This window comes from Rheinheimera sp. ATLC3 (assembly GCF_059429535.1).
Window position 1 is genome coordinate 2,094,272 of the sequence record NZ_CM182103.1, and the last position, 24,767, is coordinate 2,119,038.

Here is a 24,767-nt window from a genome sequence, read left to right on the forward strand (position 1 = left end):
AAAAGTTTGAACAACAAGAAAATATAATTTTGTCCAGTTAGCGTTTTTGACCACTTTTTAGCTTTTTCATTATATTTTTGAGTACAGCCGGGCTGATACCAAACGGGGTTTTTAATTACTTATTGGAATAAAGAAGAGAGATCCATTCTTTTACCGATATACATATAGATGGCTAAAATGGCTGAAATCTTAGTGTGCAGGATCTTTTATGCTTTTATCGTCATTAGTTGCGCAGGCCAGCCCGCTGTCCGAGCAGCAAGTTAGCCAGTTACAGGGGCTGATCAGCCAGTTAAACCCTATTCAGCAAGCCTGGGTGAGTGGCTATCTGGCAGCAAGTGCGCAGCTGGCAGCACAAGGTAGCGTGGTTCCTGCACAGGCAGCCGCTGCAGCCAGCCTGACTATTTTGTTCGGTTCACAAACCGGCAATGCCCGTCATGTCGCAGAAGCCCTGGCTAAGCAGGCTCAGGGGAAAGGTATTACAGCCAAAGTGGTTGATATGGCGGAGTACAAAACCAGCCAACTGAAAAACGAGCAATATCTGGTGATTGTTACCTCAACCTACGGTGAAGGTGAACCGCCGGAAAATGCCATTGGCCTGCATAACTTTTTATTCAGTAAAAAAGCACCAAAACTGACGGGCTTAAAATATGCGGTGCTGGGGCTGGGAGACACCAGCTATGAGTTTTTCTGTAAAACTGCACAGGATTTTGATAGCCGCCTTACCGAGCTTGGCGCCGTATCAGTACAAGCACGCGCCGATTTAGACGTTGATTATCAGGCCCAGGCTGACAACTGGAGTAACGAGGTTATTACCAAGCTGGAGCCCGAGCTAAAAGCATCCGCCACCCCTTCGGCCCAGGTTATTGCCTGGCCCGGCGTGGATTCGCCGGGCAGTGATACTACGGCAGGCAGTGTCAGCCAGTACAATAAGCAAAACCCCTTTGCGGCAGAGCTGTACACCAATCAAAAAATTACCGGCCGTGATTCCAGCAAAGATGTGCGCCATATCGAAATTTCACTGGCGGGTTCAGGCTTAAGCTATCAGCCGGGCGATGCATTGGGTGTCTACTTTACTAACGACGAAGCGCTGGTACGCGAGTTGCTGTTACTCACCGCTATTGCCCGTGACACCCCTGTCACGCTGGGTGCTGAAACGCTAACCATTGAGCAGGCACTGACTGAACAGCTGGAGCTGACACAGTCTTACCCGGCCTTTGCCGAGAAATATGCCGCCGCTACCGGCAATGCCGCCTTAGCTGAACTGGCCGCTGACAAAGCCGCACTACGGACTTACCTGAGTGAGCGCCAGATTATCGATATAGTGCGCGATCACCCTGGCCTGCTAAGTGCCCAGCAACTGGCGGATGCACTGCGCAAACAGCAACCACGGCTGTATTCTATAGCGTCATCACAGGCTGAAGTAGAAGACGAAGTGCACTTAACAGTGGCGGTGGTACGTTACGACGCCTATGACCAGCCGCATCTGGGCGGCGCGTCTGGCTTTTTGGCCGAGCGTTTAGCCGAAGGTGATAAGGTTAAAGTCTTTGTTGAGCACAACAATAACTTCCGCCTGCCACAGAGTGATGACACGCCAGTGATTATGATTGGCCCGGGTACCGGCATAGCGCCGTTCCGTGCCTTTTTACAAGAGCGTGATGCCCGCGGTGCCAGCGGTAAAAACTGGTTATTCTTCGGCAACCCGCATTTTACCCAGGACTTTTTGTACCAGCTGGAACTGCAAAACTACTTAAAACGTGGTGTGCTAAGCAAGCTGGATGTTGCCTTTAGCCGCGATCAGGCGGCAAAGGTATATGTGCAGGACAAACTGCGTAAACACGGTGCCGAGGTATGGCAGTGGTTACAGGATGGTGCACACCTGTATATCTGTGGTGATGCCAACCGTATGGCCAAAGATGTACAGCAGACACTGATTGATATCGTACAACAGTACGGTGGCAAAACGGCTGATGAAGCACAACACTATTTAGATGAATTACGCGTCGCAAAACGTTATCAGAAGGATGTCTATTAATGAGTCAGTATCCCATTAACCCGGATTTAGTGGCAGCGGGTGCCCTGTCTGACAACGAGCGCTTAAAAGCAGAAAGTGAGCATCTGCGCGGCACTATTGCCAGCGACCTTAAAGATGAAATTACCGGCGGCTTTAACGGCGATAACTTTATGTTGATCCGCTTTCACGGCATGTACCAGCAGGATGACCGCGATATCCGCGCCGAGCGCACCGCGCAAAAACTGGAGCCGCTGCACAACGTGATGCTGCGCGCGCGGATGCCGGGTGGCATTATTACGCCGCAGCAGTGGCTGGCAATTGATAAGTTTGCCGCCGACAGTACCTTGTATGGCAGTATCCGCTTAACCACGCGCCAGACTTTTCAGTTTCATGGTGTGTTAAAACCAAACATTAAGCCAATGCACCAGTTTTTAAACCAGATTGGTATCGATTCTATCGCCACCGCTGGTGATGTTAACCGTAACGTGTTGTGTACCTCTAACCCGGTAGAGTCTGAGCTGCACCAGCAGGCCTATCAGTGGGCAGCAAAGATCAGTGAGCATTTACTGCCGAAAACCCGCGCTTATGCTGAAATCTGGCTGGATGAAGAAAAAATTGAAACCACCGAAACCGAGCCGGTATTAGGCGACAGCTACCTACCGCGTAAATTTAAAACGGCAGTGGTAATACCGCCGCATAACGATATTGATGTACACGCTAATGATTTAAGCTTTGTCGCCGTGGCTGAAAACGGTCAGTTAGTCGGTTTTAACGTATTGGTAGGTGCCGGCCTGGCAATGACCTGGGGCGACACCGCTACTTATCCGCGCATGGCCGATGACTTAGGTTATATTCCGTTAGAGCACACGTTAAAAGTTGCCGAACATGTGGTGACGGTGCAGCGTGATTACGGCAACCGCTCAAACCGCAAAAATGCCAAGACTAAATACACCATCGACCGTATCGGTACTGATGCCTTTCGCGCCGAAGTGGAAGCACGCACCGGCGTGGCTTTTGAACCGGTAAAACCTTACAGCTTCACCAGCCGTGGCGACCGTATTGGCTGGGTTGATGGCATCGACGGCAAACAGCACTTAACACTGTTTATTGAAAATGGCCGGGTTCTCGACTTCCCCGGTAAGCCGCTGAAAACCGGCCTGGCCAAAATCGCCGCCATACATCAGGGCGACTTGCGTATGACAGCAAACCAGAACCTGATCATCGCCGGAGTACCGGCCGAGCAAAAAGCGGAAATAGACGCTATCGCCCGCGCCCATGGCCTGATTGATGACAGCCACAGCGAACAGCGCAAAAACTCCATGGCCTGCGTGTCGTTTCCTACCTGCCCGTTGGCGATGGCCGAAGCCGAACGTTACCTGCCTGAGCTGGTCACTAAAGTAGAGGGCTTACTTGGCAAGCATGCAATTGCCGATGAGCATATAGTGCTGCGCGTTACCGGCTGCCCTAACGGCTGCGGTCGCGCTATGCTGGCCGAAGTGGGCTTAGTTGGCCGCGGGCCTGGCAAGTATAACCTGTACCTGGGTGGCAACCGCGAAGGTACCCGTATTCCGCGCCTGCTGCTGGATAACGTTGGTGAAAGCGAGATCCTCACCACATTGGATGGCTTAATTAGCCGCTGGGCCAGTGAGCGTAGCGACAGCAGCGAGGGCTTTGGTGATTTCGTGATAAGGGCCGGTGTTGTTGCACCGGTAGTGGTACCAAAAGATGACTTCCACAGCTAAGCAAACCCTTAACCCGGGCGCAGACAGTAAGTATCAGACGATTCTGCAGCAGGACAATGCCACGCAACAGGCGTGGCTGGCTGAAGCCAATGTGTTGCTGGCGCCGCTGTCAGCAAGTGAGCGTGTGCGCTGGGCGCTGCAGCATCTGCCGTTAAACCCAATGCTAAGTTCCAGCTTTGGCATTCAGGCGGCGGTGATGCTGCATCTGGTGACACAACAACAGCCGGATATCCCGGTGGTATTAACGGATACCGGCTATTTATTTCCGGAAACCTATCAGTTTATTGATACGCTGACAGAACAGCTGAAGCTGAATCTGAAAGTGTACAGCTCACCGCTAAGCCCGGCCTGGCAGGAAGCACGTTTCGGTAAGTTGTGGCAAACGGCTGACGGTATTAAGCAGTATAACCAGCTGAATAAAGTTGAGCCGATGCAACGCGCACTCAAAGAGCTGAATGTGGGCAGTTGGTTTACCGGCTTGCGCCGCAGCCAAAGCAGCACCCGAGCCGACAAAGCCATTGTCGAAATCAGCCGCGGTGTAGTGAAAATCCAGCCGATTATCGACTGGAGCAACAAAGACGTGTTTTATTACTTAAAAGAGCATGGCTTAAGCTATCATCCGCTGTGGGAACAAGGCTATGTCTCTGTCGGCGATACCCATTCCACCCGCAAACTGGAACTGGGCATGACTGAAGAAGACACCCGCTTTAACGGCTTCGGCCGCGAATGCGGCCTACATATGGACGGTGACGGCATTTAACCGCCCGACGACAGAATAAACACGGGTTTATTCTGTCTTAACCAATTTCTGCTCTACCACCATATCAAGGATCCAGCGTTTTGCCGGCGCATCGGCTGGCGGGTTGACCACAGGCAACTCTTTAATCCGCAGCCGGTATTCAATACCCGGCTCTGGGCTGAAGCCTTCAATTTCGCCATAATGCAGCTGCCAATCGTCGCTAGCGCTGTCGCGCACCTGCAGACACTGCATTTTACCAACACCGGTGCAAGCCTTGCGTTCGGGCGCGACATAAATCAACCGGGTGCTGGCATTACTCAGATCCGGTTGCAGGCTAAACTGATACACGGTGTCATCTTTACTTAATGTCAGTATTTTACCGTCGACACTGACCCGGGGGCGCTGCTGTAGTAGCTGACTGAACTGCTGCTCGCGCTGCATAATTTCAGGCGAACACGCCATCATCGTGCTGGCCAGTTGAGAAACCACCAGCTCGCCCCTATCTAGGCTGTAGTTGCCCATGGCATTATTACAGCCGGTAAAGCCAGACAGGCGGCCGTCTTCCAGTTTTAGCCGCAGTGGTTTTTGTGCGGTTGCAGTAGTGAGCTGTGTGTATTCACCCTGCACAGACACCGGCTGCTGACAGGCAACCAGCAAAGGCAATAAACATAAGGGTATAAGGGATTTAGTCGGCATTTCAGCACTCCAAAGCGGTAACAATGCCCGGCAGCGTGACACAGAGCACCCTAATGCCCGCTGAATAACAGTTAAACAACGCAATAATCAATTAAAGCGATTAAACCGATTTGTTTTATTCGTTTTGACAATTGAAGTGAGCGCGGTAACATAGCCGCAGTTGAAACATGACGTGTGAACTAACCTAAAGGAGTAAGACTATGTCTTCTATTATCAATACCAAAATCAAGCCGTTCAAAGCTACTGCATTTCATCAGGGTAAATTCGTACCAGTTTCTGACCAGGATTTAGCAGGTAAATGGTCTGTTGTTGTGTTCTACCCAGCTGACTTCACTTTCGTATGTCCAACTGAGCTGGGCGACCTGGCTGATTTCTATGCTAAGTTCCAGGAAATCGGTGTAGAAGTGTATTCAGTATCAACTGACACACACTTCACGCACAAAGCGTGGCACGATGCGTCTGAAACCATCAAGAAAATCAACTACCCAATGATCGGTGACCCAACAGGCACTATCACCCGTAACTTCGGTGTGATGATTGAAGAAGAAGGTCTGGCGCTGCGTGGTACTTTCGTAATCAACCCTGAAGGCGAAATCAAAGTTGCTGAAATTCACGACTTAGGCATCGGCCGCAGTGCAGCTGAACTGTTCCGTAAAGTACAGGCAGCTCAGTACGTTGCTAACCACGACGGCGAAGTATGCCCAGCTAAATGGACTCCGGGTGAAGCGACTTTGGCGCCTTCACTGGACCTGGTTGGTAAAATCTAAGCAGTGACTTGCTCTGCAGTTCACTGCAGGGGAACCTGACTACAGCCCGCATCACGAAGCTGTAGTTCAGCTTCCCTCTGCCAAACAACACTGTTTGGTTCCCGGGCAGGCACTGCCTGCCCGGACTACCCAACGTTAGCTTTAAGCAGTCTGAACTCGCAGGCTGAGGCTTTTTGACGCCCGGATTTTGCATCCGCAGTATTATCGTCACCGACATTTTGGAGTGAATTATGTTAGATACTAACCTGAAGCAAACACTTAAAACCTATTTGCAGAACCTGAAAACCCAAGTTGAGCTGGTGGTATCTTTAGACGATAGCGCCAAAGCCAATGAAGTGAATACGCTGGCAACCGAAATTGCCGAATTATCTGATTTAGTGTCATTGCGCCGCGATGACAATGCCATGGCACGTAAACCGGCTATGCTGGTGCACTCTGTTGCCAACGGCACCAATATTACCTTCGCCGGTGTACCGCTGGGCCACGAATTCACCTCTCTGGTTTTAGCCCTGCTGCACTCTGGTGGCCACCCAATAAAGGTTGAGGCCGACACCATTGAGCAAATCCGCCAGTTGCCAGGCACGTTTGAATTTGAAACCTATGTTTCATTAAGCTGCCAAACCTGCCCTGAAGTGGTACAGGCGCTGAATATTATGTCTGCGATTAACCCGAACATTACCAACGTGATGATCGATGGCGCTATGTTTCAGGATGAAGTGGCAGCGAAAAACATTATGGCGGTACCAAGTGTGTACCTGAATGGCGAGCTGTTCTCGCAAGGTGCCATTACGCTTGAGAAAATTATCCAGAAAATTGACGTTAACGCCGAAAAACGCCAGGCCGAAGCGCTGAAAAACAAAGCTGACTTCGATGTGTTAGTCGTAGGTGGCGGCCCGGCCGGTGCAGCAGCATCAATCTATGCAGCCCGTAAAGGTTTGAACACCGGTATAGTCGCTGAGCGCTTTGGCGGCCAGGTGGCAGATACCGTGGGCATTGAGAACTTTATTTCCGTGCAGTACACCGAAGGGCCAAAACTGGTAAACAGCCTAGAGGCACATGTACGCGAATATAACGTTGATATTATGAATAACCAGCGCGCGGTGAAGTTGAGCAAAGCGGATAAAATCCAGCTTGAATTGCAAAACGGTGCTGTGCTGAAAAGTAAAACCCTGATCTTAAGCCCGGGTGCCCGCTGGCGTGAAATGAATGTACCCGGCGAGCAAGAATACCGTGGTAAAGGCGTAGCATACTGCCCGCACTGTGACGGCCCACTGTTTAAAGGCAAAAAAGTTGCCGTTATCGGCGGTGGTAACTCAGGTATTGAGGCCGCAATCGATCTGGCCGGTATTGTCGAACACGTTACCGTACTGGAGTTCGCAGCCGAGCTGCGCGCCGATGCAGTACTGGTGAAAAAAGCCAACTCTATGGCCAATATCACCATTATTACTGAAGCACAAAGCACTGAAGTAACAGGCGATGGTACCCGTGTAACCGGTATTAACTATACCGACCGTAAAACAGGCGACGCGCACCATATTGAACTGGCGGGTATCTTTGTTCAAATAGGTCTGGTACCGAATACCGAGTGGTTACGTGGCGCAGTAGAATTATCGCCACGCGGTGAAATCATCGTTGACGAACGCGGTCAAACCTCAGTGCCGGGTGTATTTGCTGCTGGTGATGCGACTACCGCACCGTATAAGCAAATCATTATTGCCATGGGCTCTGGTGCCAACGCTGCGTTGGGTGCCTTTGACTATATGATCCGCCATTAACAGCCTGGCTGTTCAATTTTAGTTTTCATTCTCCTCTCTGAGCTTTTACGGCAACTTCGGTTGCCGTTTTTTTTGCGGCGACAGTAGCCGGACTACACTGCCTTATTCCAATCTAACCATTAATTCCTTTTAGTTATATCTGAGCGTAATTAACTATTTTATAAAAGCCATACAGACGGCTATTCTGCGCACTGAACAACAAGTGTAATTGCGACAGCAGGAGCCAGCGTGCAGTATTTACCTCTTTTCGTGAAGTTAACCGATAAACCGGTGCTGATAGTCGGCGGCGGTTCGGTAGCGCTGCGTAAAGCGGGCACCTTGCTAAGTGCCGGTGCCAGACTAACCGTTGTCGCTAAAGAGTTCGCCGATGACTTTGTACAGTGGCAACAGCAAGGCAAAGCTACACTGATCCACGGCAGTTTTGACCCGGTGCAGCTGGATGGTAAGTTACTGGTGATTGCCGCAACTGATGATGACCAGCTAAATGATACCGTGTACCAGGCCGCAACGGCGCGCAATATGCTGGTAAATACGGTTGATGACCAACCCAAGTGCGGCTTTATTTTCCCATCGATTATCGACCGTAGCCCTATTCTTATCGCGATTTCCAGCTTTGGTACCGCCCCCGTGCTGGCAAGGCGTTTACGCGAGAAACTGGAAGCATTGCTGCCGCAGCATTTAGGCCCGCTGGCACAGCTGGTTGGCCGCTTTCGCAGCAAGGTAAAAGCCAAAATCAGTGGTTTTGCCGCCCGCCGCCAGTTCTGGGAACAAGTGTTCGACTCAGACGTAGTGCGTGACGTACAGGCAAACCAGTTGCCGCAAGCAGAACAGCGGCTGGAACAACTGTTAGCCCAGCCGCAAAAACAAGCCGGTGAGGTGTATGTTGTCGGCGCAGGCCCCGGCGACCCGGAATTGCTAACGCTAAAAGCACTGCAGCTGATGCAACAAGCCGATGTGGTGGTGTATGACTACCTTGTATCAGATGAGATTATGCAGCTGGTGCGCCGCGACGCGGAGCGGATTTGCGTGGGTAAACGTGCTGGCGACCATTCCGTGCCACAGCAGGATACGAATCAGCTATTAATTGCGCTGGCATTGGCAGGTAAAAAAGTTTGCCGTTTAAAAGGTGGCGACCCTTTCATCTTCGGCCGCGGCGGCGAAGAGATCCAAGCGCTGCTGCCACATAATATTGCGTTTCAGGTAGTGCCTGGCGTTACAGCGGCCGCAGGTTGTGCCGCCTATGCCGGTATACCTTTGACACACCGTGATTATGCGCAAAGCGTGCAGTTTGTTACCGGCCATTGCCGGCCTGATGGCACAGAACCAGACTGGCACAGCATGAGCAAAAGCAATCAGACCCTGGTGATCTATATGGGCTTGATGAAAGCCGCACATATTCAGCAGCAGCTTACTGCTGCCGGGCGCAGTGGTAAAACACCGGTCGCGATTATTGAAAACGGCACCCGGCGTGAACAGCGTATTGTCAGCGGCGAGCTGGATAACCTGGCCGCACTGGTGCAACAGCATCAGGTAAGCTCGCCAGCGCTGTTGGTGATAGGTGAAGTAGTAAGTTTACAGCAAGATTTACATTGGTTTGGCCAGAAGCCGCAGAGTGCGGTATTCGGCCAGGCTCTGACCCGGATGGAGTGAGGATTAACAGATGTCTGAATTAGCCAGTGCGTTATCGCACTTACAGCAACTGGAAGCAGAAAGTATTCATATCTTTCGCGAAGTAGCGGCCGAGTTTAAAAAGCCGGTGATGCTGTATTCCATCGGTAAAGACTCGTCGGTATTGCTACATCTGGCACGTAAGGCCTTTGCACCGGGTAAGATCCCGTTTCCGCTGCTGCATGTGGACACCAACTGGAAGTTTCGCGAGATGATTGAATTTCGTGACCGCCTGGCCAAAGAATACAACTTTGAGCTGCTGGTACATAAAAACCCGGAAGGCCTGGCGATGAATATCAACCCTTTCGTGCATGGCAGCGCCAAACATACCGACATTATGAAAACCCAGGGCTTAAAGCAGGCGCTTAACAAGTATGGTTTTGATGCCGCCTTTGGTGGTGCACGGCGGGATGAAGAAAAATCACGCGCCAAAGAGCGGGTGTATTCATTCCGTGATAAGCACCACCGCTGGGATCCGAAAAACCAGCGGCCAGAGTTGTGGAACCTGTACAACGGCGCGATCAATGAAGGCGAAAGTATCCGCGTGTTCCCGCTATCCAACTGGACTGAGCTGGATATCTGGCTGTACATCCTGCAGGAAAATATCGACATAGTGCCGCTGTATTTGGCCAAACCGCGGCCGGTGGTAGAGCGCAGCGGCACCCTGATCATGGTAGATGACGAGCGTATGCCACTGGAAAGCGGTGAAGTGCCGCAAATGAAGTCGGTACGCTTCAGAACACTGGGTTGCTACCCGCTGACCGGGGCGATTGAATCAACAGCCGATACCTTAGAGGGTATTGTTGAAGAAATGCTGCGCGCCCGCACATCGGAGCGCCAGGGCCGGGTGATCGATCAGGATCAATCCGGTATGGAACTGAAAAAACGCGAGGGCTATTTCTAATGTCGTCTGTAAACGTTACCTCGTTGAACGAGCAATTAAATACACTGGGCATCCGCGGCTACCTGCAGCAGCATCAGGACAAGGGCCTGCTGCGCGTGCTAACCTGTGGCAGTGTTGATGATGGTAAAAGCACCTTAATCGGCCGCTTACTGCACGACAGCCAGCAACTGTATGATGACCAGCTTGATGCACTAAAACGCGACCACAAAGGCCGTAACAGTGAAGGCGAGCTGGAACTGGCCATGCTGGTTGACGGTTTGCAGGCAGAACGCGAGCAAGGCATTACTATTGATGTCGCTTACCGTTATTTCTCTACTACAGAGCGCAAATTTATTCTGGCCGATACGCCGGGGCATGAACAATACACCCGCAATATGGCTACCGGCGCATCTACCTCTGATGTAGCCATACTGCTGATTGACGCGCGTTATGGTGTACAAACCCAAACCCGCCGCCACAGCTTTATCTGCTCGCTGTTGGGCATCAAGCATTTAATCGTAGCGGTCAATAAAATGGATATCGTCGGCTACAGCGAACACACCTACCAGGCGATCAAGCAGGATGTGCAGGCGCTGATGGCACAGCTGCAGGTACCGACTGTTGATGTGGTGCCAATCAGTGCACTGAAAGGCGAAAATATTCTGACGTTATCGGCCAATATGCCGTGGTACAGCGGTACCGCACTTTTGCCTCTGCTGGAAACCTTACCCATCCCGCAACGCGGCGGCGCGGCTACCCGTTTTCCGGTGCAATATGTAAACCGGCCGGATCTGAACTTCCGTGGTTTTGCCGGTACCCTGGTCAGCGGCCGCTTAGCCGTCGGCCAGGCGGTTACGGCTTACCCCTCTGGTAAAAAAAGTACCATTAAGCAACTGGTGAGCTTTGAAGGCGAGCATGCTTCAGCCGCAGCCGGCCAGGCGATTACCGTGACGCTGAATGACGAGATTGATATCAGCCGTGGTGACTGGCTGGTGCCGTCTGATGAAAATGTGACACTGACTAACCGCGCGCTGGCGTATGTGGTCTGGTTTAACGATCAGCCGTTACAGGCTGGCCGCTTGTACGATTTAAAGCTGGCGACACGTAAAACCAGTGTCAGTATTAACCGGCTGAACCATAAGGTGAATATAAACACGCTTGCACAGGAAGCTGCCGAGCAGGTTGCAATGAACGACATTGCGCTGGTCGAGTTAGAACTGACCGAAACACTGCCACTGGATACCTTTAAAAATCAGCCCGGCACCGGCAACTTTATTCTGATTGACCGCCTGAGCAACGCCACAGTGGCGGCTGGCTTAATTCAGAACGTCCTGGCCGAGGAAAAAGCGACAACAAACATCAGCGCCTTTGAGCTGGAGCTAAATGCACTTATCCGTAAGCATTTCCCGCACTGGGGTGCCCGCGATGTGCGTGAACTGTTCAATGCAGAACAGCCGAAGGCAGAGCAGTAATGGCCTATCAGCAGTATGGCGTAATAGCGTTGCTGCTGGCGCTGGTAGCGGCGCTGATCTTCAGTAAACGCTCGCCAGCGCTGTGGTTCGGTGGCGCCCTGCTGCTAAGTTATCTGGTAGGCTGGTTGCCGCTGGAAAAAGCGCTGCAGAACTTCGCCAACCCATCGCTGGTGACGCTGCTGCTGTTATTGCTGGTGTCTATTGCTATTGAAAAATCGCAGCTGGTCAGTTGGTTAAGCCGAGGTTTTGCCGGTAAGCGCTTAGGTAGTGTTATTGCCCGTTTAAGCTTATCTACTGCTTTTATGTCGGCCTTTATCAATAATACTGCTGTGGTATCTACGCTGATGTCATCGCTTAGGCACCATAACCATTTTGCGCCGTCCAAGCTGCTGTTGCCGCTGTCTTACAGTGCCATTCTCGGTGGCATGCTGACGTTGATCGGCACCTCAACCAACCTTATCGTCAACGGCTTTGTTGAGCAAACCGGTGAGCCAGTACTGGGCTTTTTCGACTTTACCTTGTTAGGCGCGCTGGTGCTGACGGCCGGCATTATTGTGCTGGTGATTGGCAGCCGCTGGCTACCGGATAACCGCGAGCAAGATACCGATGCCACGCCGTATTACCTAACTGCCCATGTGCGCGATGACAGCCAGTTAATTGGCAAAAGCGTCGAACAAAACCAGCTGCGTGAACTGCAGGCATTGTTTCTGGCTGAAATTCAGCGCGGCCCGGAACGTATTTGCCCGGTAACGCCGGAAACGGTGATCGAAGCAGGCGATGAACTGCGCTTTGTTGGCGATATCGCTGCCGTATCACGCTTACAGCAGTTCCCCGGCCTGGAATTACTGCGCCAGGACCAGCAACAAGGTGAATTGCTGGAAGCGGTGATCAGCTACAGCTCGCGCCTGGTCGGCAAGAGCCTGAAACAACTGCGTTTCCGGCACGAGTACGATGCTGTGGTTATCGCAGTGCGTCGTGGCCACGAGCGCCTGCAGGGTGGCCTCGGCGATTTAATTTTGCATGCCGGCGATGTACTGATTTTGTCGGTCGGCAGACACTTTCCCGGCCAGCACCAACTGAGCCAGGAATTTATTTATGTGAATGGTCTGTCTATCGCCACGCCCCTGGCGAAACAAGCCAGCAACTGGGTATTACTGGGCTTTGTTGCCGCATTGGCGTTATCGGTGTTTAACCTGGTGCCTCTGGTGAAAAGCCTGCCGGTGCTGTTGCTGGCTTATGTTGCTATGGGTGCGGTGACGATAAAAGAGCTGAAAAACCGCTTTCCGCTGGAGCTCTGGTTAATAGTCGGCTCAGCCATTGGCCTGGCGCAACTGATGATCCAGACCGGCGTTGCCGCTACCGTAGCCGATGCTTTAATTGCGCTGGTTGACGGCTCGGGTGCTTATGGTGCACTTGTCGCCGTGTTTGTCGCCACCTGGCTGTTCACTGAACTGGTGACCAACAATGCCGCTGCTGCACTGACATTTCCTATCGCCTATGCCATTGCGCAAAACCTTGGGGCTGACCCGGTACCGTTTTTTATGGCGGTGGCCTTTGGCGCCTCAGCCAGTTTTATCTCACCCTTTGGTTATCAGACTAATTTGATGGTGTATTCGGCCGGTAATTATCAGTTGCGCGACTATATAAGGCTTGGCGTACCTATGGCGCTGACGTACAGTGCCGTAGTGTTGATTTTTCTGCCGCTGATTTACCCGTTTTAACCGGCACCTGTTAGTGAAGAAGATTGCAATGAATAAAACTGGATTAAAAAACAACGATATCAAATGGCAGCAACACACAACTGATGCTGTCCAGCGTGAAGCCTTATTCGGCCATAAGAGCGCGGTGATTTGGTTTACCGGCCTGTCTGGCTCCGGCAAATCAACTGTGGCCAATGCCCTGGAGCAGGCGCTGGTAGAGCAGGGTAAACATACCTACCTGCTCGATGGCGACAATGTGCGCCATGGCTTATGTGCAGACCTGGGCTTTAGTGCGCAGGACAGAACCGAAAACCTGCGTCGCGTAGGCGCGGTGGCAGGCCTGATGGTCGACGCCGGCCTGCTGGTATTAAGTGCCTTTATTTCGCCGTATCGTAATCAACGCGAGCTGGTAAAGAGCTTTATCCCGACTGAGCGCTTTATTGAAGTCCATATCTCGACACCACTGGAAATCTGCGAGCAGCGCGACGTTAAAGGCCTGTACAAAAAAGCCCGTGCCGGTGAAATCAGCCATTTTACCGGCATTTCTGATCCTTACGAAGCACCGGAGCACGCCGATTTAGTACTGGACACCTCTGTCACATCGCTGGAAGATAGCGTGAAACAGCTATTACAACTGCTGACGTTAAAAGGGATTATCAGTTAAATGACTTTGCTGAACGCCGTAATTAGCATTGCCGAACAGGCCGGCGCTGCCATTTTGGATATTTATCAAAAAGATAGCGCAGCATTTAATATCACCGGTAAAGCGGACAATTCACCACTGACCGCAGCCGATCTGGCCTCACATCAACTGATTGTCAACGCATTGCAGGCGCTCACGCCAAAGCTGCCGATCCTGTCAGAGGAAGCCGCTGATATCAGCTGGGATATCCGTAAAACCTGGCAACGCTACTGGCTGGTTGATCCGTTAGATGGCACCAAAGAGTTTATTAAGCGTAATGGCGAATTCACCGTTAATATCGCGCTTATCGAAGATGGTGAACCGGTGCTGGGCGTAATATACGCCCCCGTGCTGAACAAAACCTATTTCGCCGCTAAGGGTGAAGGCGCCTTTGTAAAAACCGCTGATACCACTAAGCCGATACAGGTTGCTAAGCCCGGCTCTAGTGTGCGGGTAGTTGGCAGCCGCAGCCACCCCAGCCCCGAGTTAGCCGGTTATCTGGCGCAATTTGCTAAGCATGATATGGTACCGGTCGGCAGTTCATTAAAGTTCTGTTTAGTGGCAGAAGGCAGTGCCGATGTCTACCCGCGCTTTGGCCCGACCATGCAATGGGACACAGGTGCAGGCCATATTATTGCACTGGAAGCCGGCGCCACTGTCAGCTTTGACGGTATTAGCCGCCAGGTGTATCAGCGCGAAAACCTGCTTAACCCTAACTTTATCGTTTCTGCCCTGCCAGATTGAGCTAGCGACTAAACCGGCAAAATTCGTTACACTAAAGCGCATAACTACAGGTGATGTAAGACTTATGCGTTTAGACAAATTTATATGCGACTGCACCGGCCTGACCCGCAGCCAGGCTGGTAAAGTTATCCGCCAGGGCCTGGTGACGTTAAACGGCGATAAAGTAAAACAGGCCGCGCTACAGGTAAAGGACAGCGATACAGTCTGCCTTGACGATGAGCAGCTGCAACTGATTGGCCTGCGTTATTTCATCATGCATAAACCTGATGGCTACGTCTGTTCAACCGATGACCCTGATCACCCCACGGTATTTATGCTAATGGACGAGCCGCTAATTGAGCGCTTGCATACCGTCGGCCGGCTAGATTTAGACACCACAGGTCTGGTATTGATCACCGACGACGGTCAATGGTCGCATCGCATCAGCAGCCCGAAACATCATGTTGCGAAAACCTATCGCGTCTGGACTGCCGACCCTATCCCGGCATCAGCAATAGCTCAGTTCGCCGAAGGCGTGATGCTGCGCAACGAAAAAACCGCCACCCTGCCAGCAGAGCTGGAAATCGTTGCCGAGAACGAAGCCTTACTGACTATCCACGAAGGCCGCTACCATCAGGTAAAACGTATGTTTGCTGCTATCGGCAATAAAGTGGTGCAGCTGCACCGAGAGAAGATAGGCGAACTGCAACTGCCTGAAGATTTGGCTGAAGGTGAGTACCGAGAATTAAACGAAGAAGAGCGTCGCTTTTTGGTTAATTCCACAAGCTAAATTAGATAAGTAGTTATATTCAATTTTGCGCGTTTTATGTTTGACTACAAAGTTAATTTATCCTTAAATATCATTTTAACTAAAGAAACCAACTGTAAATTTGTTAAAAATCATAAATTTTACATGGAGGTAATTATGTGGTCAACACTATCAAAACCTATAAACTTTGTTGCATTCCTAGCTACGCTATTAATATCGTCTTTAGTCTCTTTGGCAAACGCATCTTCAGATGATGATGATTTAGCGAAGGCGCAGGCGCAGATGAATGCAGAAGTAATGTCGAAACCTTTTCTTGCAGAAAAGCCGGAAGAAGTCGATAAGTACATAGAAAGCATGCTCAAGCAAAACATAAAACCCGAAGAATACAAAGGGAATTATTGGAGGACAGGTTATACTTGCCGAGACCTCTTACGATACAGCTGGGTAGAGTATAGAAACTGTAAATACTACTACCGCTATCATGGCCGCTATTACTATTAATCAATAAAATCGATATTTAGGAAAAATAAAAGGAACTTGAAATGATACAAGCACTTCAAAAAGCAACGCTAATACTTGTTGCGTTCTCGATGTTAATTTTATCAGGCTGTGCAGCTGTGCATACATCCATTAGCAAGCGCGAATTAGATGTACAGACAAAACTAAGTACCGCAATTTTTGTTGCTCCCGTGCCTAAAGAACAACGAAAAATTTATCTTGAAGTCCGTAGCGCAGTTATGGAGTTTGATCGTAATTCGTTCCGTACAGCTCTAAACCAACAAATAGGTCAAAGTGGGAATGGATATACATTTACTGACAATCCTGACGAAGCTCAGTACACAATGAGCGTATATGTTCGCCAGTTAGAAAAAGCGTCTCCATCAGCTGCCGAGAGCGCACTGCAAAGCGGTTTTTCTGGTGCAGGTATTGGTGCAACAGCGGCTGTAGCCACTGGTTCAAGCTATAGAGGCGCCGCAGGCGGAGCTTTAGTGGGTGGTTTAATTTCTACTGCCGCAGACGCCTTCGTTAAAGATGTTACATACCTTTTGGTTGCCGACATTCAAATTCAAGAACGCGCGAAAAAGGGCGTTCTTGTTCGTAAAGACTCCAAGGTTAACGCAAAAATTTCTGACGATGGTGCGACAACTACAACGTACTCTGAAGCATCAAATCAAAAAGAATATAGAACCCGCGTGGTGACAACGGCAAATAAAGCAAATTTAGAATTAGCAGAAGCACAGCCATTAATGTTTGAGAAAACAGCTTATGCAATGGCTTCATTTTTCTAAAAAGAGTTTATTTTAGTTGTTTAGTTCACGCAAAAGCTGGCCAAAAACCAGCTTTTTTATATTTTTCAATATGATGTTGCGACTTCATGGTTTTGCCTGACAAGGAGTTGCAATGAACTTTATATTTAATTATCGGGGCTATTGCTGGCTGGCCGGTAAAATAATGAAAGGCCGCAGCTTTGGCTTTTTGGGTAATATGGTCGTGGGTATTGTCGGCACCCTCTGTTGGCGGTATGTTATTTCGGGCTGTTAGCTTAGCCGTCATACGGCTTTATCGGTTCACTGGTTATCGCAACCCACTGCACGGGTGGTATTGCTGTTTTTAATCGGACTAATTAAAAAAGTGGCTAAGCCCGGCCACAGCAGAAATATTTTTGCCAAAACATCTGTCATGTACTGCAATGCGCAGAATCACTACGCTTTCAATACAGGATTTTTTTATGTTACGCATTCTCCTTAGCAGCCTGACGGTTGCCATCATCGCTAGTTTTACAGCTCAGGCACAAACCGCGCCGGCACAACCCAATGACTTTATCGAAGTATTCGCCAAGTTATTTGGCGAGCATAAAGGTATCCGTAAAGGCCATGCCAAAGGCGTGTGCGCTGTAGGTGATTTTACCGCCAGCGCTGAAGCAACAGCACGCTTTGATGCGGCGCTTTTTTCCGGCGCTACGCTACCCGTTACTTACCGGTTTTCGATGGCCGGCGGTAACCCGAACGTGCCAGACTATGTCCGCGCTCCCCGAGGTTTAGCCGCCCAGTTTAATTTACCAGATGGCGCTAAACACAACATCGCCACCTTAACCACTCCGGTCTTCGGTGCCAAAGACCCGGAGAACTTTTTAGGCCTGCTTCAAGCCTCTGTACCGGGCGCAGATGGCAAGCCGGATATGGCGAAAGTACAGGCGTTTCGTACTGCCCACCCTGACACCCAACCACAGGCGCAGTGGCTGGCCGCTAACCCACCACCATGGAGCTATACTACGGCGGAATACTTTGGCATTCACACCTTTTATCTGGCAGATAAAAGTGGCGAAAATATAAAAATACGCTGGCACTTGCAGCCAAAAGACGGCATCAAAGGATTAACAAACGCTGAAATAGCCCAGCAGAATGCAAACTTCCTCAACGACAGACTGAACCAACGTTTAAAAGACGGAATGGTCGAGTTTGACTGGATAATCAGCTTGGGCGAGGCCAGCGATAGCGAAAATGACCCATCGGTACAATGGCCGGCAAGGCCAACGTTAAATGCCGGCACTTTGCGTATTAAGGCCAGTGGCGATGCCAGCTGCAACAATATCAACTTTGACCCTAATGTACTAAGCCGTGGCTTTACTGCCAGTGATGATCCGGTGCTGCGGATGCGCTCACCAGCTTATGCTATTTCGTTTGGTAAAAGGCTAAGTGGGCAGTGAACGTCTTAATGGCAGGGCGCTGATCGTTACAACGCCCGCTCTGGCTCGCCACAGCAACTCGCCCTATAGCCTTCGGCAGGGCTCAGACACTCTGTGGCGACCAGCTCGGGGTTCTAACGCGCGCTGATAGATTGTGTTAAAACAAATCCAGTGACTCGCCACTTTGTGGTGCGTCATGGTCTTTTTTGGTTTTAGCATTAAGCCGTGCCCGGCGCTGCGCCAGCAGCTTCAGAATACGGGCGCGCTCTTCTACCGGCTTTTGGTGCCAGTTAAAACGTTCATCCCGCGAACGCAAACACCCCATGCAGTAGCCACGGCTATTGCTTTGGCAAATACCAATGCAGGGATTGGGTAAGTCGAACAGCTCTAACTGATCCACAAGCCACCACGCAAGTTAACGAATAACCTAAGTGTACGTTGTGACAAACGTTAGGTGCAAATAGCAGTATACTTAAGAACCGCCTCACACACGCTGACACGCCGTAAATACGTCCTTGTAGGCTCGTTTCCGCCCATCCAGGGCTCCAACGGTCAGCTTAGTGTGAGCCGGTTCTCTGCGAATCATCTTGCTCGCCAAACTGATTATTTTTTAACTAAGCCAAAAAACCTGTTGACTTCGGACTGATAGACGGCTATTTCTAATAGCAATTCGATCTGCCTGGCAGATCAACATAACTAAAATGAATTTTAACCAAGTAAATAAGTAAGACACACATTATGCGTTTAGCTGCTGTTCTGAACATTATTGTCCTCGTGGTCGTGGTGATTATTAATCTCCGCGGGGGCGGTGTTTTGGAAAAAAAGTAGCCTAGCAAGCGAATTCCAACAAAACCCCCGCTCCGAAAGGACCGGGGGTTTTGTCGTTTCCGGGCCTTGAAAAAAGCGGCATAGCATACAGAGGATAGAAAATGAAAGGCGCAGAATTGGTACTTAAAGTGCTGCAAAAACACGGGGTAGACACCGTTTTCGGTTACCCTGGCGGTGCTATTATGCCGATTTACGATGCGTTGTATCAAAGCAGCATCAAGCACTACCTGTGCCGGCATGAACAAGGTGGCGCCTTCTCCGCCATCGGCTATGCCCGTGCCTCTGGTAAAGTGGGTGTCTGTATGGCCACCTCTGGCCCGGGTGCAACCAATTTAATCACCTCACTGGCCGATGCGATGCTTGATTCAGTGCCGGTGGTAGCCATTACCGGTCAGGTGTCGCAAGCCGTGATGGGCAGCGATGCGTTTCAGGAAGTCGACGTATTAGGCTTAAGCCTGGCGGTAACCAAACACAGCTTTATGGTTCGCAGTGTGGATGAACTGGCTGCAACGCTAAACGAAGCTTTTACTATTGCACAGGCTGACCGCCCAGGGCCGGTGCTGGTCGATATTCCCAAAGATGTGCAACTGGCTGACATTGATGCCGAGCTGCAAGCTATCAGCAAAAGTAACAGCAATATTCAAACCTCTTTAGCCAATGCAGCTGCGGCACGCAAGTTAATTGCCGCAGCGAAAAAACCTGTCGCCTATATCGGTGGCGGCGTGCATATGGCGGATGCTATGAACCAGCTGCAACAGTTCTTAGCCAGTAATCCCATGCCGTCGGTAACCACGCTGAAGGGCATGGGCTCGGTGGCGAAAGATAACGCCCATTATCTGGGCATGTTGGGTATGCATGGCACTCAGGCCGCGAATTTTGCCGTGCAGCAATGCGATTTACTGATCTGTTTAGGTGCCCGCTTTGATGACAGGGTTACCGGCAATCTGCAAAAATTCGCCCCATTGGCCAAAGTGATACATGTTGATATCGACCCGGCCGAAATCAATAAAGTGCGCTTTGCCCAGGTTGCACTGCTGGGTGATATGAAACAAATTTTACCCGCTATTACAACAACAAATGATTGTGCCGACTGGCTGGCACACTGCGCGCAGCTAAAACAACAGTACGGCTGGCGTTACGATCACCCGGGCGAGCGCATTTACGCGCCATTACTGTTAAAGCAGTTAAGCGAACGCATGCCGGATAACAGTGTGGTGGCCTGCGACGTAGGACAGCACCAGATGTGGGTAGCGCAGCATATGCGCTTTAGCAGTCCGCGCAATCATTTATCCAGCGGCGGTTTGGGCACTATGGGCTTTGGTTTGCCTGCAGCCATCGGTGCCAAATTAGCCCGTCCGCAGGATACTGTTATCACGGTAACCGGTGACGGCTCTTTTATGATGAACGTGCAGGAGCTGGCCACGATAAAACGTTTTCGCCTGCCGGTAAAAATTGTCGTGATCGACAATCAGCGTCTGGGCATGGTGAAACAGTGGCAACAACTGTTTTTTAACGAGCGTTATAGCGAAACCGATTTATCCGACAACCCGGACTTTGTTGCACTGGCCGCCGCCTTTGCTATTCCGGGCCACTGCATAACCCGCAAAGATGAAGTAACAGATGCGCTGGAAGCCATGTTCACCTGGCCTGGCCCCTATTTGCTGCATGTTTGCATTGATGATAAAGACAACGTCTGGCCGTTAGTACCGCCGGGTGCTGCCAATGAAGAGATGATCACGGAGGCTAAAGCATGAACCATGTACTGAATATCACGGCAAATAATACCCCGGCCGTTGTTGAACGTTTATTACAGGTAACCCGCTATCGCGGTTATCAGCTAACCGGTTTAGAGATGAAGCCACGCTCAGACGCACGCAGTGTGGCCATTACACTGACGGTGAGCGGCGATAAGCCTATTCATTTGCTGACCAGCCAGCTGCATAAATTGTATGACGTCGTGCAACTGGAACTGGCTGGCAGTGAGCTGGCGGTATTAAGCGCCTGATTTAACCCTATACTTTTTATTTACCAAACACACGGAGTAGTACCATGCCAAAGTTAAGATCCGCCACAGTTACCGAAGGCCGCAATATGGCGGGCGCACGCGCACTGTGGCGAGCCACCGGTGTTAAAGATACCGATTTTGGTAAGCCGATAGTGGCGGTGGTGAACTCTTTCGTTGAGTTTGTGCCCGGCCATGTACACCTGCGCGATCTGGGTAAGCTGGTGGCGAACAGCATCAACGAGGCAGGCGGTATTGCAAAAGAATTCAATACTATAGCGGTTGATGATGGTATTGCGATGGGTCACGGCGGTATGTTGTACAGTCTGCCGTCGCGCGAGCTGATTGCCGACTCTGTCGAATATATGGTTAACGCCCACTGTGCCGATGCGATGGTGTGCATCTCCAACTGCGACAAAATTACCCCCGGCATGTTGATGGCAGCAATGCGGCTGAATATACCGGTCATTTTTGTTTCCGGCGGCCCGATGGAAGCCGGTAAAACCAAATTGTCTGAGCAAATTATCAAGCTGGACCTGGTCGATGCCATGGTATCAGCAGCCGACCCCAAAGTGACTGATGCGCAAAGTGAACAAATCGAGCGCAGTGCCTGCCCCACCTGTGGCAGCTGCTCCGGCATGTTTACGGCAAATTCAATGAACTGTTTGGTTGAAGCGTTGGGCTTAGGCCAACCAGGCAATGGCTCTTTGCTGGCTACGCATGCCGACAGGAAAGAGCTGTTTGTGCAGGCCGGCTTCAGAATAATGCAGTTGTGTAACCGCTGGTATCAGCAAAACGACGAAAGCGCACTGCCGCGCAATATCGCCAATAAAACCGCTTTTGAAAATGCCATGATGCTGGATATCGCCATGGGCGGCTCCACCAACACCGTATTGCACTTGCTGGCAGCAGCGCAGGAAGCCGAAATTGATTTTGGTATGGCCGATATTGACCGCCTGTCGCGCATCGTGCCGCATCTTTGTAAAGTTGCGCCATCAACACAAAAGTACCATATGGAAGATGTACACCGCGCCGGTGGCGTTATCGGTATTTTAGCCGAGCTAAACCGCGCCGGTTTATTAAACCCGAATGTGCCGCATGTGGCCGGTTCAAGCCTGGCAGCGGTGCTGGAACAATGGGATATCAAAACTACCGGCAATGAAGATGCCAAGCAAATGTACCTGGCCGGCCCGGCTGGCATTCGCACTACCCAGGCGTTTTCGCAGAATTGTCGTTACCCGACACTGGATGATGACCGCGAGCAAGGCTGTATCCGCAGTAAAGCGCATGCTTACTCGCAGGACGGCGGCTTAGCGGTTCTGTTTGGCAACCTGGCGCCAAATGGCTGCATCGTAAAAACCGCCGGCGTTGATGACGAATGCCTGGTGTTTAACGGTCGGGCGCGTATTTTCGAAAGCCAGGATGATGCCGTCGATGCCATCCTAAAAGGCAAAGTTGTGGCGGGCGATGCGGTCATTATCCGCTACGAAGGCCCTAAAGGCGGGCCCGGCATGCAGGAAATGCTGTACCCAACCAGTTATTTAAAATCGATGGGCTTAGGTAAAAGCTGCGCGCTGATCACCGATGGCCGTTTCTCTGGTGGTACCTCAGGTTTGTCTATTGGCCACGTGTCGCCGGAAGCAGCCAGTGGCGGCGCTATTGCGCTGGTTGAAGAAGGCGATCGCATCGAGATTGATATTCCGAATCGCAAAATTGGCATTGCCGTTAGCGATGACGAGTTAGCAGCAAGGCGCGCAGCGATGGATGCCAAAGGTAAGCAAGGCTGGAAACCATTGAGCCGCCAGCGCGTGGTAAGTGCGGCGCTGAAAGCCTACGCCTTATTGGCGAGTAGTGCCGATAAGGGCGCGGTGCGTGACTTATCTAAGTTGGAGCAGTGATAATTACTTTGCAGGCTTCATCAGATAACAACACGCAGGGACGCCGTAAATATGTCCCTATAGGCTCCTCTCCAGCATCCATGCTGGAGACGCCCCACTTAGTTGATACCTGTCTTCTCATGAACGTAAGCAGCATCAAAATGGAGTAGCAATGAATAACCTGGCAACAGTAACCACAGCGCAAACAGATACCGATGTGATGCAGCAGTATCTGCGCGATATTTTGCTGTCGCCGGTATACCAGGCTGCGGTCGAAACCCCGCTGGATGCGATGCCAAAACTCAGCCAGCGACTGGGGCATAATGTACTGTTAAAGCGCGAAGACAAGCAGCCGGTGTATTCGTTTAAATTGCGCGGCGCTTTTAACAAACTGCATAAAGTACAGCAGCAAAACCCCACTGCCAGTGTGGTGTGTGCTTCCGCCGGTAATCATGCCCAGGGGGTGGCACTTTCAGCCAGTAAACTGGGGCTGAAAGCCACTATCGTGATGCCGATAACCACGCCGGAAATTAAAGTCGCGGCGGTAAAAGCGCTGGGCGGTAATGTCGTGCTGCATGGCACTGCCTTTGATGAAGCTAACAGCTACGCTATAAATCTGGCCAATACCGAAGGTGCTATTTATATTCCACCGTTTGACGACAGTGATGTTATCGCCGGCCAGGGTACAGTCGCCAAAGAGCTGCTCAGTCAGCATAACCAGCTCAACACGGTGTTTATTCCGGTCGGTGGCGGTGGCTTGCTGGCGGGCATGGCGGTGTATATCAAAGCCATACAGCCAAACGTCAAAGTAATAGGTGTAGAACCCGAAGACGCGGCCTGTTTAAAAGCGGCTCTCGATGCCGGACAGCCGGTAACACTGGAACGCGTTGGCTTATTCGCCGATGGCGTGGCGGTTAAGCGCATCGGCACTGAAACCTTCAATCTGGCCAGACGCTTTTGCGATGAGGTGATAACGGTTTCCAGTGATGAAATCTGTGCGGCAATTAAAGATATCTTTGACGATTTACGCGCCGTGGCTGAACCGGCCGGCGCACTGGCACTGGCTGGTTTAAAAAAATACAGTCAGCAGCTGAAAAACAGCACCCTGAGTAAACCACAGCAACTGGCAGCAGTGCTAAGCGGCGCGAACTTAAACTTCGATACACTGCGTTATGTGTCAGAACGTTGTGAGCTTGGTGAGAAAAAAGAAGCCGTGTTTGCCGTTACCATTCCGGAAGAGAAAGGCAGCTTTCGCCGCTTTTGCCAGACATTGGGCGGGCGGGCTATTACCGAGTTTAATTACCGCTATGCCAGTGACAACAAGGCGCATATCTTTGTTGGTATTAAACTGCGTCACGGCCAGCAGGAACTAAACACCGTAACCGAACTGCTGAGCAAAGCCGGATATCAATTTCAGGACTTATCCGATGACGAACTGGCCAAACTACACGTACGGCATATGGTGGGCGGTATGCCGCCGCGTCAGCTGCAAGAGCAGGTGTACCAGTTTAACTTTCCGGAATACCCGGGCGCATTGATGAATTTTCTCAACACGCTTGGCGAGCACTGGAATATTACGCTGTTTCACTACCGCAACCACGGTGCTGCGACCGGCGATGTGCTGGCCGGGTTCGAGGCAGCCAGCCATGATGATATAGCTGGCCATCTTGATAAACTGGGTTATCAGTATCAACAGGTTAGTAGTAACAGCGCCTATAAAACCTTTCTGACTGCGCAATAATTGCCA

General features: G+C 51.0%; 22 protein-coding genes. 20 read left to right on the top strand and 2 right to left on the bottom strand.

Annotation, left to right across the window (positions count from 1 at the left end):
* Positions 1-208: 208 nt before the first annotated feature.
* The 3 genes from AC5SV9_RS09685 to AC5SV9_RS09695 are packed head-to-tail and all read left to right on the top strand — an operon-like array spanning position 209 to position 4,513.
* Positions 209-2,032 carry an assimilatory sulfite reductase (NADPH) flavoprotein subunit gene (locus AC5SV9_RS09685; protein WP_475151983.1) on the top strand — a complete coding sequence of 608 codons (1,824 nt, stop codon included), beginning with the start codon at positions 209-211 and terminating at the stop codon, positions 2,030-2,032.
* Positions 2,032-3,753, top strand: a complete 1,722-nt coding sequence (gene cysI / locus AC5SV9_RS09690; RefSeq protein ID WP_475151984.1) for an assimilatory sulfite reductase (NADPH) hemoprotein subunit — start codon at positions 2,032-2,034, stop codon at positions 3,751-3,753. Before AC5SV9_RS09685 ends, cysI begins: the two co-directional genes overlap by 1 nt.
* On the top strand, positions 3,737-4,513 hold the full coding sequence (locus tag AC5SV9_RS09695) for a phosphoadenylyl-sulfate reductase (protein ID WP_475151985.1): 777 nt from the start codon (positions 3,737-3,739) through the stop codon (positions 4,511-4,513). The genes cysI and AC5SV9_RS09695 overlap by 17 nt, the downstream gene beginning before the upstream one ends.
* A 27-nt stretch (positions 4,514-4,540) precedes the next feature.
* On the opposite strand, the gene AC5SV9_RS09700 is transcribed toward AC5SV9_RS09695, so the two are convergent.
* Positions 4,541-5,188 carry a DUF4377 domain-containing protein gene (locus AC5SV9_RS09700; RefSeq protein WP_475151987.1) on the bottom strand — a complete coding sequence of 216 codons (648 nt, stop codon included), beginning with the start codon at positions 5,186-5,188 and terminating at the stop codon, positions 4,541-4,543.
* Positions 5,189-5,388: 200 nt separating this feature from the next.
* On the opposite strand from AC5SV9_RS09700, the gene ahpC reads away from it, so the two are divergent.
* The 13 genes from ahpC (at position 5,389) to AC5SV9_RS09765 (ending at position 18,334) form a co-directional block, all read left to right on the top strand.
* On the top strand, positions 5,389-5,955 hold the full coding sequence (ahpC, locus tag AC5SV9_RS09705; protein ID WP_134053160.1) for an alkyl hydroperoxide reductase subunit C: 567 nt from the start codon (positions 5,389-5,391) through the stop codon (positions 5,953-5,955).
* A gap of 230 nt (positions 5,956-6,185) precedes the next feature.
* Positions 6,186-7,730: an alkyl hydroperoxide reductase subunit F gene (ahpF, locus tag AC5SV9_RS09710; protein ID WP_475151989.1), complete on the top strand. Its 1,545-nt coding sequence runs from the start codon at positions 6,186-6,188 to the stop codon at positions 7,728-7,730.
* A gap of 228 nt (positions 7,731-7,958) precedes the next feature.
* Positions 7,959-9,380: a siroheme synthase CysG gene (gene cysG / locus AC5SV9_RS09715; protein ID WP_475151990.1), complete on the top strand. Its 1,422-nt coding sequence runs from the start codon at positions 7,959-7,961 to the stop codon at positions 9,378-9,380.
* A gap of 10 nt (positions 9,381-9,390) precedes the next feature.
* Positions 9,391-10,302, top strand: a complete 912-nt coding sequence (gene cysD / locus AC5SV9_RS09720; protein ID WP_331923905.1) for a sulfate adenylyltransferase subunit CysD — start codon at positions 9,391-9,393, stop codon at positions 10,300-10,302.
* The gene (gene cysN / locus AC5SV9_RS09725) at positions 10,302-11,753 is read left to right on the top strand and encodes a sulfate adenylyltransferase subunit CysN (protein WP_475151993.1); all 1,452 of its coding nucleotides are present in this window, start codon (positions 10,302-10,304) and stop codon (positions 11,751-11,753) included. Before cysD ends, cysN begins: the two co-directional genes overlap by 1 nt.
* Positions 11,753-13,474, top strand: coding sequence for an SLC13 family permease (locus AC5SV9_RS09730; RefSeq protein ID WP_475151996.1), 1,722 nt, complete (start codon positions 11,753-11,755; stop codon positions 13,472-13,474). The genes cysN and AC5SV9_RS09730 overlap by 1 nt, the downstream gene beginning before the upstream one ends.
* Positions 13,475-13,502: 28 nt before the next feature.
* On the top strand, positions 13,503-14,117 hold the full coding sequence (gene cysC, locus AC5SV9_RS09735) for an adenylyl-sulfate kinase (protein ID WP_475151997.1): 615 nt from the start codon (positions 13,503-13,505) through the stop codon (positions 14,115-14,117).
* Positions 14,118-14,879, top strand: coding sequence for a 3'(2'),5'-bisphosphate nucleotidase CysQ (gene cysQ / locus AC5SV9_RS09740; RefSeq protein ID WP_475151999.1), 762 nt, complete (start codon positions 14,118-14,120; stop codon positions 14,877-14,879). It begins immediately after the preceding gene.
* Between the two features lie 64 nt (positions 14,880-14,943).
* Entirely contained in the window at positions 14,944-15,648 is a 705-nt protein-coding gene (gene rsuA, locus AC5SV9_RS09745) for a 16S rRNA pseudouridine(516) synthase RsuA (protein ID WP_475152002.1), read from the top strand.
* A gap of 135 nt (positions 15,649-15,783) precedes the next feature.
* A complete protein-coding gene (locus AC5SV9_RS09750; RefSeq protein WP_475152004.1) occupies positions 15,784-16,128 on the top strand; it encodes a hypothetical protein in 345 nt (114 codons plus the stop codon).
* A 41-nt stretch (positions 16,129-16,169) separates the two neighbouring features.
* Positions 16,170-16,916, top strand: coding sequence for a complement resistance protein TraT (locus tag AC5SV9_RS09755; RefSeq protein WP_475152006.1), 747 nt, complete (start codon positions 16,170-16,172; stop codon positions 16,914-16,916).
* Positions 16,917-17,028: 112 nt separating this feature from the next.
* Positions 17,029-17,169 (top strand): GlsB/YeaQ/YmgE family stress response membrane protein, encoded by a 141-nt coding sequence (locus tag AC5SV9_RS09760; RefSeq protein WP_475152008.1) that lies wholly within the window; start codon positions 17,029-17,031, stop codon positions 17,167-17,169.
* 187 nt (positions 17,170-17,356) lie between these two features.
* Positions 17,357-18,334 (top strand): catalase family peroxidase, encoded by a 978-nt coding sequence (locus AC5SV9_RS09765; RefSeq protein ID WP_475152010.1) that lies wholly within the window; start codon positions 17,357-17,359, stop codon positions 18,332-18,334.
* Between the two features lie 136 nt (positions 18,335-18,470).
* Here the strand turns inward: AC5SV9_RS09765 and AC5SV9_RS09770 are convergent, their stop codons facing one another.
* Positions 18,471-18,713 (bottom strand): DUF1289 domain-containing protein, encoded by a 243-nt coding sequence (locus AC5SV9_RS09770; protein ID WP_230818157.1) that lies wholly within the window; start codon positions 18,711-18,713, stop codon positions 18,471-18,473.
* A 529-nt stretch (positions 18,714-19,242) separates the two neighbouring features.
* Here AC5SV9_RS09770 and ilvG point away from each other — a divergent pair.
* From ilvG to ilvA, 4 genes are all read left to right on the top strand, one after another.
* Positions 19,243-20,895: an acetolactate synthase 2 catalytic subunit gene (gene ilvG, locus AC5SV9_RS09775; RefSeq protein WP_475152013.1), complete on the top strand. Its 1,653-nt coding sequence runs from the start codon at positions 19,243-19,245 to the stop codon at positions 20,893-20,895.
* A complete protein-coding gene (gene ilvM, locus AC5SV9_RS09780; RefSeq protein WP_331924388.1) occupies positions 20,892-21,146 on the top strand; it encodes an acetolactate synthase 2 small subunit in 255 nt (84 codons plus the stop codon). Before ilvG ends, ilvM begins: the two co-directional genes overlap by 4 nt.
* A gap of 44 nt (positions 21,147-21,190) precedes the next feature.
* Positions 21,191-23,041: a dihydroxy-acid dehydratase gene (gene ilvD, locus AC5SV9_RS09785; RefSeq protein ID WP_475152014.1), complete on the top strand. Its 1,851-nt coding sequence runs from the start codon at positions 21,191-21,193 to the stop codon at positions 23,039-23,041.
* Positions 23,042-23,192: 151 nt separating this feature from the next.
* Positions 23,193-24,761, top strand: a complete 1,569-nt coding sequence (gene ilvA, locus AC5SV9_RS09790; protein WP_475152017.1) for a threonine ammonia-lyase, biosynthetic — start codon at positions 23,193-23,195, stop codon at positions 24,759-24,761.
* The last annotated feature ends 6 nt before the right edge of the window (positions 24,762-24,767 follow it).

What these genes read in the sequence shown, in the direction of transcription:
- AC5SV9_RS09685 (WP_475151983.1), top strand. Translation starts at nt 209, where the DNA reads ATGCTTTTATCGTCATTAGTTGCGCAGGCCAGCCCGCTGTCCGAGCAG.
- cysI (WP_475151984.1), top strand. Translation starts at nt 2,032, where the DNA reads ATGAGTCAGTATCCCATTAACCCGGATTTAGTGGCAGCGGGTGCCCTG.
- AC5SV9_RS09695 (WP_475151985.1), top strand. Translation starts at nt 3,737, where the DNA reads ATGACTTCCACAGCTAAGCAAACCCTTAACCCGGGCGCAGACAGTAAG.
- AC5SV9_RS09700 (WP_475151987.1), bottom strand. Translation starts at nt 5,188, where the DNA reads ATGCCGACTAAATCCCTTATACCCTTATGTTTATTGCCTTTGCTGGTT.
- ahpC (WP_134053160.1), top strand. Translation starts at nt 5,389, where the DNA reads ATGTCTTCTATTATCAATACCAAAATCAAGCCGTTCAAAGCTACTGCA.
- ahpF (WP_475151989.1), top strand. Translation starts at nt 6,186, where the DNA reads ATGTTAGATACTAACCTGAAGCAAACACTTAAAACCTATTTGCAGAAC.
- cysD (WP_331923905.1), top strand. Translation starts at nt 9,391, where the DNA reads ATGTCTGAATTAGCCAGTGCGTTATCGCACTTACAGCAACTGGAAGCA.
- cysN (WP_475151993.1), top strand. Translation starts at nt 10,302, where the DNA reads ATGTCGTCTGTAAACGTTACCTCGTTGAACGAGCAATTAAATACACTG.
- AC5SV9_RS09730 (WP_475151996.1), top strand. Translation starts at nt 11,753, where the DNA reads ATGGCCTATCAGCAGTATGGCGTAATAGCGTTGCTGCTGGCGCTGGTA.
- cysC (WP_475151997.1), top strand. Translation starts at nt 13,503, where the DNA reads ATGAATAAAACTGGATTAAAAAACAACGATATCAAATGGCAGCAACAC.
- cysQ (WP_475151999.1), top strand. Translation starts at nt 14,118, where the DNA reads ATGACTTTGCTGAACGCCGTAATTAGCATTGCCGAACAGGCCGGCGCT.
- rsuA (WP_475152002.1), top strand. Translation starts at nt 14,944, where the DNA reads ATGCGTTTAGACAAATTTATATGCGACTGCACCGGCCTGACCCGCAGC.
- AC5SV9_RS09750 (WP_475152004.1), top strand. Translation starts at nt 15,784, where the DNA reads ATGTGGTCAACACTATCAAAACCTATAAACTTTGTTGCATTCCTAGCT.
- AC5SV9_RS09755 (WP_475152006.1), top strand. Translation starts at nt 16,170, where the DNA reads ATGATACAAGCACTTCAAAAAGCAACGCTAATACTTGTTGCGTTCTCG.
- AC5SV9_RS09760 (WP_475152008.1), top strand. Translation starts at nt 17,029, where the DNA reads ATGAACTTTATATTTAATTATCGGGGCTATTGCTGGCTGGCCGGTAAA.
- AC5SV9_RS09765 (WP_475152010.1), top strand. Translation starts at nt 17,357, where the DNA reads ATGTTACGCATTCTCCTTAGCAGCCTGACGGTTGCCATCATCGCTAGT.
- ilvG (WP_475152013.1), top strand. Translation starts at nt 19,243, where the DNA reads ATGAAAGGCGCAGAATTGGTACTTAAAGTGCTGCAAAAACACGGGGTA.
- ilvM (WP_331924388.1), top strand. Translation starts at nt 20,892, where the DNA reads ATGAACCATGTACTGAATATCACGGCAAATAATACCCCGGCCGTTGTT.
- ilvD (WP_475152014.1), top strand. Translation starts at nt 21,191, where the DNA reads ATGCCAAAGTTAAGATCCGCCACAGTTACCGAAGGCCGCAATATGGCG.
- ilvA (WP_475152017.1), top strand. Translation starts at nt 23,193, where the DNA reads ATGAATAACCTGGCAACAGTAACCACAGCGCAAACAGATACCGATGTG.